11 protein-coding genes are annotated in these 11,752 nt (G+C 32.2%); 3 read left to right on the plus strand and 8 right to left on the minus strand.

Going from position 1 to position 11,752, the window contains the following annotated elements:
• Nucleotides 1-73: 73 nt before the first annotated feature.
• Nucleotides 74-1,546: an IMP dehydrogenase gene (gene guaB, locus RF683_RS07265; protein WP_309531666.1), complete on the plus strand. Its 1,473-nt coding sequence runs from the start codon at nt 74-76 to the stop codon at nt 1,544-1,546.
• A 66-nt stretch (nt 1,547-1,612) separates the two neighbouring features.
• Here guaB and RF683_RS07270 read toward each other — a convergent pair whose 3' ends face one another.
• The 3 genes from RF683_RS07270 to RF683_RS07280 all read right to left on the minus strand — a co-directional run bounded on the left by RF683_RS07270 (nt 1,613) and on the right by RF683_RS07280 (nt 4,352).
• Nucleotides 1,613-2,227 (minus strand): hypothetical protein, encoded by a 615-nt coding sequence (locus tag RF683_RS07270; protein WP_309531667.1) that lies wholly within the window; start codon nt 2,225-2,227, stop codon nt 1,613-1,615.
• Between the two features lie 16 nt (nt 2,228-2,243).
• Complete coding sequence (gene purB / locus RF683_RS07275) at nt 2,244-3,587, minus strand: adenylosuccinate lyase (RefSeq protein WP_309531668.1); 1,344 nt, start codon at nt 3,585-3,587, stop codon at nt 2,244-2,246.
• A gap of 75 nt (nt 3,588-3,662) precedes the next feature.
• A complete protein-coding gene (locus RF683_RS07280; protein WP_309531669.1) occupies nt 3,663-4,352 on the minus strand; it encodes an SIR2 family NAD-dependent protein deacylase in 690 nt (229 codons plus the stop codon).
• Nucleotides 4,353-4,379: 27 nt separating this feature from the next.
• Between RF683_RS07280 and RF683_RS07285 the strand changes: the two genes are divergently transcribed.
• Complete coding sequence (locus RF683_RS07285; RefSeq protein ID WP_309531670.1) at nt 4,380-5,045, plus strand: TrmH family RNA methyltransferase; 666 nt, start codon at nt 4,380-4,382, stop codon at nt 5,043-5,045.
• On the opposite strand, the gene RF683_RS07290 is transcribed toward RF683_RS07285, so the two are convergent.
• The 5 genes from RF683_RS07290 to RF683_RS07310 form a co-directional block, all read right to left on the minus strand.
• Nucleotides 5,035-6,174 (minus strand): WG repeat-containing protein, encoded by a 1,140-nt coding sequence (locus tag RF683_RS07290; protein WP_309531671.1) that lies wholly within the window; start codon nt 6,172-6,174, stop codon nt 5,035-5,037. The genes RF683_RS07285 and RF683_RS07290 overlap by 11 nt on opposite strands.
• Before the next feature lie 3 nt (nt 6,175-6,177).
• The gene (locus tag RF683_RS07295) at nt 6,178-6,945 is read right to left on the minus strand and encodes a carboxypeptidase-like regulatory domain-containing protein (protein ID WP_309531672.1); all 768 of its coding nucleotides are present in this window, start codon (nt 6,943-6,945) and stop codon (nt 6,178-6,180) included.
• Between the two features lie 106 nt (nt 6,946-7,051).
• Nucleotides 7,052-8,923 (minus strand): DEAD/DEAH box helicase, encoded by a 1,872-nt coding sequence (locus RF683_RS07300; protein ID WP_309531673.1) that lies wholly within the window; start codon nt 8,921-8,923, stop codon nt 7,052-7,054.
• A 122-nt stretch (nt 8,924-9,045) separates the two neighbouring features.
• Entirely contained in the window at nt 9,046-9,624 is a 579-nt protein-coding gene (locus tag RF683_RS07305) for a non-canonical purine NTP diphosphatase (RefSeq protein ID WP_309531674.1), read from the minus strand.
• A 62-nt stretch (nt 9,625-9,686) separates the two neighbouring features.
• Nucleotides 9,687-10,727, minus strand: coding sequence for a quinone-dependent dihydroorotate dehydrogenase (locus RF683_RS07310; RefSeq protein ID WP_309531675.1), 1,041 nt, complete (start codon nt 10,725-10,727; stop codon nt 9,687-9,689).
• 167 nt (nt 10,728-10,894) lie between these two features.
• On the opposite strand from RF683_RS07310, the gene ygiD reads away from it, so the two are divergent.
• The gene (gene ygiD, locus RF683_RS07315; RefSeq protein WP_309533160.1) at nt 10,895-11,725 is read left to right on the plus strand and encodes a 4,5-DOPA-extradiol-dioxygenase; all 831 of its coding nucleotides are present in this window, start codon (nt 10,895-10,897) and stop codon (nt 11,723-11,725) included.
• Nucleotides 11,726-11,752: the final 27 nt, after the last annotated feature.

The raw sequence follows: 11,752 nt of genomic DNA on the forward strand, positions 1-11,752 counted from the left end.
AAAAGTATTCTCTAAATACTATATTCATTTTACTTTTTTTCTTATATTTGCACGCAATTTAACGACAAATTGCATGAAAGCACACACAACTAAAATCATTGGAGAAGGACTTACTTACGACGACGTTTTATTAGTTCCCAATTATTCTGAAGTACTTCCTAGAGAAGTTTCTATTCAATCAAAATTTAGCAAAAACATTACGTTAAATGTACCTATTGTGTCTGCTGCTATGGATACGGTAACAGAAAGTGCAATGGCTATCGCTATGGCACAAGAAGGCGGTATTGGGGTATTGCACAAAAACATGACCATTGAACAACAAGCCGCAGAAGTACGCAAAGTAAAGCGTGCAGAAAGCGGTATGATTATAGATCCTGTAACCTTACCTTTAACAGCTAACGTGGGAGATGCAAAAGCTGCCATGAAAGAATATGGAATAGGCGGTATTCCAGTAGTTGATGAAACGGGCATTCTAAAAGGCATTGTTACCAATCGGGATTTGCGTTTTGAAAAAAATAATTCACGTAGCATTTTAGAAGTAATGACCTCAGCAAATTTAGTCACTGCTCCTGAAGGAACTACACTTGCAACAGCTGAAGAAATTTTACAAGAAAATAAAATTGAAAAACTTCCTGTTGTTGATGCACATTTTAAACTTATTGGCTTAATTACATTTAGAGATATAACAAAATTAACACAGAAACCTAACGCTAATAAAGACAAATATGGTCGTCTTCGTGTAGCAGCTGCTATTGGTGTTACAGCAGATGCCGTACAACGTGCAGAAGCCCTTGTTAACGCTGGCGTGGATGCCGTAATTATAGATACGGCTCATGGACACACGAAAGGTGTAGTTGATGTATTGAAACAAATAAAAAATCATTTTCCTCAAATAGATGTAGTGGTAGGTAATATTGCTACACCTGAGGCTGCCTTATATTTAGTAGAAAATGGAGCCGATGCAGTAAAAGTTGGTATTGGTCCAGGTTCTATATGTACGACACGTGTGGTTGCGGGTGTAGGTTTTCCACAGTTTTCCGCTGTATTAGAAGTTGCAGCTGCTTTAAAAGAAACAGGCATTCCAGTTATCGCAGATGGAGGCGTTCGTTATACAGGTGATATTCCTAAAGCAATAGCTGCTGGTGCTTACAGTGTTATGTTGGGTTCTATGCTAGCGGGAACGAAAGAATCACCAGGAGAAACGATTATTTTTGAAGGAAGAAAATTTAAATCTTATAGAGGCATGGGTTCTGTTGAAGCTATGAAAGAGGGCTCCAAAGATCGTTATTTTCAAGATGTAGAAGACGATGTGAAAAAATTAGTACCAGAAGGTATCGTAGGTCGAGTGCCTTATAAAGGAGAGTTAAATGAAAGTATGCAACAATTTATTGGTGGTTTACGTGCAGGTATGGGATATTGCGGTGCAAAAGATATTTCAACGTTACAAAGTACGGGTCGTTTTGTCCGTATTACTTCTAGTGGAATAAGTGAAAGCCACCCACACAATGTTACGATAACTAAAGAAGCTCCGAATTACTCGAGATAGTCTCTAATATTTAGACCTGAAAGGTTTTTAAAACCTCTTTCAGGTCTAAAACGTAAAAATTTATTCTTACTTATATTCAAAATCGTAATTTTCTATCTTCCATTTATCTTCGAAAGTATAACTTATTTTTAAAAATAAAGTATTTTTTCTTAATTCATAATAATTTTCGACATCATCTTTGCTAATTATTTTTTGACCTATTAGCTTAATTGTAGAGATAGTTGAAAAAATTTCTTCATCATCTTGCGATTTTGTAATTAAATCATAATCCAAACCACCAACTACTCCATCATAAATTTTTTCTTCCTTTAAATCTTTACCAACACTTAGCAAATGATTTTTTAAATTTTCAATATATGAATGACTGACATATCCAGTTTTATCAAACTCTTTAACATATTTATTTACTTCATTTTCATCAATATAGTAAGCTATAGAGTCATTTTCATTAATATAACCGCCTTTTAAAAATTTAATTTTTCCTAGTTTATTATTATTTAATTTATACCAATTAAAAAAAGCAATTGTAATATCCCTAAATTCATCGTCATTTGAAAACTTTAAAGAATCAACTTTGATGGATTTTAAATTCTCATTAGTTTTTTTTATTTCAGAATCATTTTTACAAGCATTCAAAAAATACAAGAAACAAAACAATAATAATTTAAATATTTTACTCATAAATCTTAGCCCAAAATTAAATCCCTAAATAATTACTTGGTGTAATTTGAAGTAATTCGGCTTTAATTTCATCAGAAACGTTTAAAGTTTTAATAAAACTATGAATTGCTTCTTTATTAATTATGGTATTAGTTCTAGTTAAATCTTTCAAAGCCTCATACGGATTTGGATAGCCTTCTCTACGCAAAATCGTTTGTATCGCTTCGGCAACAACAGCCCAATTTTTCTCTAAATCTTCAGCAAATTTTTCTTCGTTTAAAACTAATTTATTCAAGCCTTTTAAGGTAGCCTCAAAAGATATTAACGTGTGTCCCATTGGTACACCTATGTTTCGTAAAACCGTGCTGTCTGTTAGATCGCGTTGTAATCTAGAAATAGGTAGTTTTGCTGAAAGATGTTCAAACAAAGCATTCGCAATTCCTAAATTCCCTTCACTATTTTCAAAATCAATTGGATTTACTTTGTGTGGCATAGCTGACGAACCAATTTCTCCTGCTTTAATTTTTTGCTTGAAATAATCCATCGATACATACGTCCAAATATCTCTATCTAAATCAATAAGAATAGTGTTGATACGTTTTAAAGCATCAAAAAAGGCAGCAAAATGGTCATAATGTTCAATTTGAGTGGTAGGAAACGAATGGTGTAAACCTAATTTATTTTCCACAAAATCAGTTCCAAATTTTTTCCAATCTGTAGTAGGATAAGCAACCTTATGCGCATTATAATTACCCGTAGCGCCACCAAATTTTGCTGCAAAAGGTACCATAAATAATAAACGTATTTGTTCTTCAATACGCTCTACAAAAACTGCAATTTCTTTCCCTAATCGGGTTGGAGAAGCAGGCTGACCATGCGTTCTGGCTAACATGGGTACAGTTGCCCATTCCAGAGCAAGTTCTTTTAACTTTTGAAGTACAGCCATTAAACTTGGCATATATACTTTTTCAAAAGCATCTTTTGTAGACAAAGGAATAGCGGTATTATTGATATCTTGTGAAGTTAAACCAAAATGAATAAACTCCTTATACTGTTGTAATCCTAAATTATCAAACTTGGATTTGATAAAATATTCAACAGCTTTCACATCATGATTTGTCGTTTTTTCAGTATCTTTTATCCAAAGAGCATCTTCAGTAGAAAAATTTTCATAAATAGCGCGTAATGACTCATAAATTGAAGCATCTATTTTTTCTAATTGTGGTAAATTTGCTTCGCACAAAGCGATAAAATATTCAACCTCAATTAAAACGCGGTATTTAATGAGTGCTTCTTCAGAGAAATAAGACGCTAAGGAAACCGTTTTACTTCTATATCGACCATCAATAGGTGAAATAGCATTTAATTCTGTAAGTTGCATGTGTGTTGTTTAATTTTTAAGGTGCAAATTTAGTAATTAGTACCAAGTAATACACCCTAAGTGATTAGTTTTTTATTATATTTTATCAATAAAATTTTGTTTTACTAATTCTAATCCTTCACTCGCATTCATCGACATAACATGTACTCTTTTTTTGTCAACCACATCCATTGCAGGATATGGGTCAATGTAAATAATTGGCACATTTGCTTTTGGATATTCTATTAAACTAGCCGCTGGATATACTTGCAAAGAAGTACCAATTACTAACATAAAATCAGCTTGAGAGGAAAGCTGGACTGCTTTATCAAATTTTGGCACAGCTTCGCCAAACCAAACAATATCTGGACGTAGTTGTTCGTCTTTTTCATTCACATCACCTATATTAATATCATTTTCCCAAAAAATACTTTCGTTATTCGAAAATTCACCCCTTACTTTTGTTAGTTCACCATGTAAATGAATAATTTTTGTACTTCCTGCCCGTTCATGTAAATTGTCAACATTTTGAGTGATAATTTGTACATCAAAAAATTGTTCGAGTTCGGCAAGTAAAAAATGACCTTTATTGGGTTTTACTTCTCGTAATTGTGCTCTTCTTTTATTATAAAAATCAAGTACTAATTTAGGATTTTTATTCCAACCTAACGGTGAGGCGACTTCCATAATATCATGATTTTCCCATAATCCATTAGAATCTCTAAAGGTACTAATCCCACTTTCAGCACTCATTCCTGCTCCTGTAACCACAACTAATTTCTTCATATATTTGCAAAATGTAAAAATAAAAAAATGTCAAAAGAAAAACTCGATTTATTAGCCTATTTAGAAGAATTTATTACCGAAAATAGAAAAAATGGATTTGTAAAAGTTCTAGAAAACAGAACGAACCATTTAACCATTGCGATGGAAGATGTGTACCAATTGCATAATACGAGTGCAGTTATGAGAAGTTGTGAAGTTTTTGGCATTCAGCAATTACATGTTATTGAAGAACGTTTTGGAAAAAGAATTGATAAAGAAATTGCCCTTGGAGCCGAAAAATGGGTCGATATTAATCGACATGCTAGTGTACAAAACTGCATTGATCATTTAAAAGCTTCTGGGTATCAAATAATCGCTACTACCCCACATAATGATTCATGTATGTTAGATGAATTTGACATCACAAAAAAATCAGCTTTGTTTTTTGGTACAGAAAAATTAGGGCTTTCCAAAGAAGTAATAGAACAAGCCGATGGTTTTCTTAAAATTCCTATGGTAGGGTTTACGGAAAGTTTAAACATATCTGTTTCGGCAGCAATTGTGATTCAAGATTTGACAAATAGATTACGAAAATCAGGAATTAACTGGAAGCTAACTGAAGAAGAAAAACTAGAAAAAAGAATTGATTGGACCAGAAAATCGATAAAAGATATAGATTATATTGAAAATAGATATAAACAATCTAGTCTTTAAAGTATTCTATACCATTTTCCCCAATAAATCCATAACCTTTAGCTGTTTGAACTTGGATAACAGAAAAATTCCAATGCTCATTAACTATCATGCTCTGCTTGGTAATGATTTTTAAATATTTTGGTTCAATAGTAGGATAAATTGTATTTGAAAATTTAATACCTATCTTTCCATTTAAATAAATAAGAAAAATATCCATGTTATGATTATATTCAATATTATCATATATAATAGGGAGAAATATTTCATTACCTTCTTTAATTAAGCCCCATTTATTATACAACTTAATCTTAAAAATTTTATTCTTGCCATCATTTTCAACATAACTAATTTTTTCAAATTCTGGCGCTATAATTATTTTTTCTTTATACAAATCATACACCCCAAATTTGTTTTTTGAATCTGCTACATAAGCAATACCTTCATTTTCATCTAAAGAAACGAAAGTATATTTTTCTAATAGTTTTGCTTTAACTAATTCTAATTCGCTAACCGTAAAATAAGTCCCTTTACTCATCTCTTTTACTCCTACTAGCTCTTCATCATTTACAAATGCAACTTTAGTATCATAAAAGTACTTCGTTTTATCATTTAAAACAGCTTCCCAAACAAATTTTTCTTTAGATAAATTATTTGACGGATATATATCATCGTAAAGTACTGGCACAACGAGTGTTTTTTTTCTATTTATTATACCACATTTATTTTGGTTGTAAACTTTATAACTTGAATTGGCAGTTGTAGCAACATAATCATAAGAACACGGTACTAACTCTTTCAAATTTTTATAGATACCCATTTTCTTTTTCTTGTAAACATCAATATATTGAACATCTATTTGTCTTAAAGCAATTGAATCGTAAGTATGAGAAGCAGGTAATACGAGCTGGTTATGTTCATTAACTACAAAGTTCTTTTTGTTTTTTTCTACTAAAAAAGCAGCTTTTTTAAAAAAATAATCATATTTTACATCATGTATTGTATCTAAATAAGGCTTAACAAAAACTTTTCCCAAAGTATCACAAAACCCCCATAATTTACCTTCTCTATAAGGGACTAAAGTTTTATTTATTGACTGTGAAATAGTAATTTGACTTAAAAACAACAGCAAGAAAAAAAATCTATTCATATATTATTTATTCTTTAATACTTGATAATCGGAATAGGCTGTTGCCAAAGCATCTAAAACTTGCAAATCACTAGCTGAATCGATAAAAACTTTTGAATAATTGCATTTTTCTAAAATTTTTGCAATATCACTTTTACTTAATTGTAGCAACATAGCAATAGCTTCTCTATCTGTTTTTTGGCTTAAAATTTTCTTGAAATTTTCGTCTTTTTTAATTTCCATCAACCGTTTTACATCTTTTTCACTTTTATTAAATAAAGAATATACCAAATCAACCGGATTACTCAATGCATTTATCATGTTTTGGGCGGCTTTTGGTGCTTTAGAACCAGGTTCATATCCTAAATTTAAGCCTACAATATTAAATCGTCTATTTTCGTTTACAGGAATTAATTTAGTGTCTATTTCTAAATACCCCGTTAACTGATACCCTGTAATAAGCACGGCTTCAATCTCGTTAGTTCGTTCCGCTAAACTTATTTGTTTGTTCAACGTAGCTATCCATACTGGCGTTGCTTCTATTTTTAAGAAACTGTAAGCAATATGTGAAAAAAACAATACATCATTTGGATGTGTTAATAGCTCAAAGTTTCCATTTTCATCGGATACAGTTGTTAAAGAACTTGTTTTATTAATTACCGTAACGCCAGAAATGGCTTTATGATCTGTAACAGAAACCAACTTTGCTTTAATTTTAACAGCAAGCGAATCAGTTTGCGCAAAAACTTGGTAACTAAAAAGTAGTAAAATAACAACACTAATACGATTCATATATTTCTTAACTAATACTAAACAAATGTATTTATTTTTTTGGAATACAAAATGCTATTAACATAAGATTATAAAAAAATCCCGATTAATTCGGGATTTTTTATTATTAACTTCTTCTTGAACGTTTTGCTTTATCAAACATAGAACGAGAATCACTTGTTGTTGTTCTTCTTTCAGAACGTCCTTCAGTTCTTCTTGCGCCATCTCGTGATTCAAATTTTCTTTCGCTTCCACCCTCACGTCTTGGTCTACTATCTGATCTTGGAGCGCCACCTTCACGTCTAAATCCGCCTTCACGATTTCCACCTTCACGTCTGCCAGAAAATCCTCCACCATCACGTTTACGATCTCTACCGCCATGGTCTCTTCTTCCTTGGTTTTTGCCTCCGTCATTTTTAGAAATTTCAACGTTAATCTTTCTTCCATTAACTTTGATTTCATTCAAAATAGACATTACTTTGTCAGCTAATTCTGCATCTGTATTAAAGAAAGAAAAACCTTCTTTTACATCCACTTTAAAGATATCATCACGTCCTACATCAAGTGTATCTCTTAAAAAATCTTTTAATGTCATCCAATCATAATCATCTCTTGAACCAATATTGATAAAGTATCTAACTGCACCCGACGTAGGAACTTCTCCTGCTTTACCTGGGATTTGAGTTAAATCTTTTGATTTTTTATAATAGTTTAAGAAACGATTAAATTCTATTGAAACTACTTTTTTAATTAAGTCTTCTTTAGGAATGTCTTGTAACAAATCCATAATAGAAGGCAAATAGGTATCAATAGTATGATCTGTTTCTGTATCTTTAATTTTATTAGCTAAGTGTAACAACTGAATTTCGCAGATTTCCATTCCAGAAGGAATCGCTTTTTCTTCGAATTTCGTTTTGATAATTCTCTCGATTGAGTGAATTTTTCTGATTTCACTTTTTGTAATAATTACAAACGAAGTACCTGATTTTCCGGCACGACCTGTACGACCTGAACGGTGTGTATAAGTTTCAATTTCGTCTGGTAATTGATAATTGATTACGTGCGTAATGTTGTCTACGTCAATTCCACGAGCGGCAACGTCTGTAGCCACAAGCATTTGAATTTGTCTTCCACGAAACGATTTCATTACGCCATCACGTTGTGCTTGCGATAAATCTCCGTGTAATGCAGCAGCATTGTATCCGTCTTCAATTAATTTTTCTGCAACCGCTTGTGTATCTCTTTTTGTTCTACAAAAAATTACGGAGAAAATATCTGGATTCGCATCCGCTAATCTTTTTAATCCCTCGTATCTATCACGTGCATTAACTAAATAATATTCGTGAGAAATGTTTGCTGAACTAGAGTTTTTATGACCTACCGTAATTTCTTGCGGGTTTTTCATAAATTCTTTAGCGATTCTTGCTACTTCTTGCGGCATTGTTGCCGAGAATAACCATGTGTTTTTGTCTTTTGGCGTGTCTGATAAGATACTTGTAATATCTTCATAGAAACCCATATTTAACATTTCGTCTGCCTCATCAAGAACACAGATGCTGATGTTTTTAATATTCACCATGCCTCTGTTAATCATATCTTGCATTCTACCCGGTGTAGCCACAATAACTTGTGCCCCTCTTTTAACCTCACGCGCTTGATCATTGATACTCGCGCCACCGTAAACTGCAACAGTATGAAGACCGTCGATGTACTTAGAGTATAATTTGATTTCGTTTGTAATTTGCAAACACAATTCTCTTGTTGGAGAAAGAATTAACGCTTGTGTTTGTCTGTTGAATGGATCAATTTTTTGGATTAGTGGAAAACCAAAAGCTGCGGTTTTTCCTGTTCCTGTTTGGGCAAGAGCGACGATATCTGTGTCTTCTTCCAATAATAGTGGGATTGCCTTCTCCTGTACTTCTGACGGGGTTTCGAATCCTAAATCACCTATTGCTTTTAACAACGATTCGTTTAACCCTAATTGCTCAAATTTATTCATTATATATTTTTAAATTGGGTGCAAAGGTAAGGCTAATAAACCAATAAAACTAATTTGTTTGTTGTTGATTTTCAGAAAGTTACAAATAAAACTAATTTGTAATCAAAAAGCAAAGGTAAAAACTAAAACATTCTCTCTAAAAAATCGATTAATTTTACCACTGCTCTAGCTCTATGACTTATAGCTGCCTTTTCCTCTAAAGTCATTTGTGCAAAGGTCTTTGTATAGTCTTCCGGTTGAAAAATAGGATCATAGCCAAATCCATTCTCACCTCTTTTTTCTAAGGTAATTTGCCCTTTTACAATTCCTTCAAATACATATTGTTCTTGACCTAAATGTAAGGCAATTATTGTTTTAAATTGGGCTGCTCTATTTGTTTCATTCCTCAAATTAGCCAATACGAGTCCCATATTGTCCTCTGAATTTCGTTGTGAACCAGCATAACGCGCCGAATACACACCAGGCTCACCATGCAAAGCTTCTATTTCTAGTCCCGTATCATCCGCAAAACAAGGCATATTATAATGCTTAGTTATATAATCTGCTTTTAAAATAGCGTTTCCTTCAATTGTATCAGCTGTTTCAGGAATATCCTCTGTACATCCAATAGCTTCAAGGGAAAGTATTTGAAATTTATCACCGACCAATTGTTGAATTTCGGCAATTTTATGTTTGTTATTTGATGCGAAGACTAGTTTCAAAGTTTTGTAGGATTTAGGGTGAAAGGTATGGGTTATCTTCAAATTGACTCATTGTTAATTAATTATTTTTCCAATAGTCTCTTATTAATTTTTTTAATCAACTGAGGGCCTTCATAAATAAATCCTGTGTATAACTGAACTAAGCTCGCGCCCGCATTTAATTTTTCAATTGCATCTTCAGCGGTATGAATACCTCCTACTCCAATAACTGGAAAAGCGTGATTACTTTTCTCTGCTAAAAATCTAATCACTTCTGTAGAGCGTTTGGTCAATGGTTTTCCAGATAATCCACCAGTTTCTACCTTGTTTTCAGAAGTTAATCCGTCACGAGAAATAGTGGTGTTGGTTGCGATTACACCTGCAATGTTCGTTTCGTTTACTATATCAATAATATCTACTAATTGTTCATCTGTTAAATCGGGAGCAATTTTTAAAAGAATTGGTTTCCCATTCGACAAGCTCAGGGTAACAGCTTTTTGATCATTCAAATCTTGCAACGTCTGTAATAATTTTGTCAACGGTTCTTTTTCTTGTAATTCTCTTAAATTAGGCGTGTTTGGCGAACTTACGTTGACTACAAAATAATCTACATAATCATATAACGCTTCGAAACAAATCACATAATCATCGGTAGCATTTTCATTTGATGTGACTTTATTTTTCCCAATGTTTCCTCCAATCAAAACTTGCCCATTATTTTTCTTTAAACGTTCTACAGCTTCTAAAACACCTCCGTTATTGAATCCCATTCTATTAATAATACCATTATCTTCTTGCAAACGAAATAGTCTTTTTTTAGGATTTCCTTCTTGTGCTTTTGGAGTTAAGGTACCTATCTCAATAAAACCAAAACCAAGTTGGGCTAACTCTTTATATAACTTTGCATCTTTATCAAATCCTGCTGCTAAACCGACTGGATTTTTAAATTTTAATCCAAAGACTTCTTTTTCTAATCTTTTATCTTCAAAATGATAAAATGAATTAAAAACTTTAGAAACAAATGGTATTCTATTTATGAAACGTAAAACTGAAAATGTAAAATAATGCACCTTTTCAGGATCAAAACAAAATAATATGGGTCTTATGAATACTTTATAGAGCATAAATATAATTGTGATAGTAACTTCTTTACAAAAATAACAATAAAAGAAACGTAATTGAAATTTATTTTATACATTTGTATATACAAATGTCAATTATCTTTAATTGATTCCTCATGAATAGAAAACAATTTTTAGGATTAATGGGGTTTGCACCTCTTTTTTATGCGATGAAAAACATAAACCAATTATACACTTACAAAGATCATTTACCTAATACAGAAAAAATACCTGTATTGTTTTTAGGCCATGGAAGCCCTATGAATGCGATTGAAGAAAATGAATTTGTTGCTGGTTTTAGAAACATAGCCAAAACCATTCCTACTCCAACTGCTATTTTATGTATTTCTGCACACTGGTTTACCAAAGGCACAAAAGTTACAGCCATGGAATCACCACAAACGATTCATGATTTTGGTGGTTTTCCAAAAGAATTATTTGCTGTACAATATCCTGCGAAAGGATCTCCTGAATTGGCACAATTAACCAAAGAGTTAACACTTCCAACAACAGTGGAATTAAACCACGATTGGGGATTAGATCATGGTGCATGGAGTGTAATTAAACATTTATATCCTGATGCAACTGTTCCCGTAATTCAAATGAGTATTGACTATAGCTTAAGCGCTGAGCAACATTTTGAATTGGCTCAAAAATTACAAATACTACGAAATAAAGGAATATTAATTATAGGAAGTGGTAATATCATCCATAATTTACAATTAATAGATTGGCAAAATTTTAATAAAGATAATCACGGATACGATTGGGCAAAAGAAGCCCATGCAGATTTTACTAATTACCTATTAAATGAAGACTTTAAATCACTACTAAATTATCAAAATCACAGTCAAGCATGGAATTTAGCGATACCAACGCCAGACCATTATTTACCATTATTGTATACGTTAGGATTAAAAAACAAAAGTGAAGAATTACAACTATTTAATGACAAGTTTGTTGCAGGATCTTTAAGTATGACTTCGGTGAAGATTGGGTAAAAAGAATCTGAGACAAGTTCAAATTAA

The sequence above is a fragment of the Flavobacterium sp. 20NA77.7 genome, from assembly GCF_031326205.1.
Taxonomy (GTDB): domain Bacteria; phylum Bacteroidota; class Bacteroidia; order Flavobacteriales; family Flavobacteriaceae; genus Flavobacterium; species Flavobacterium nakdongensis.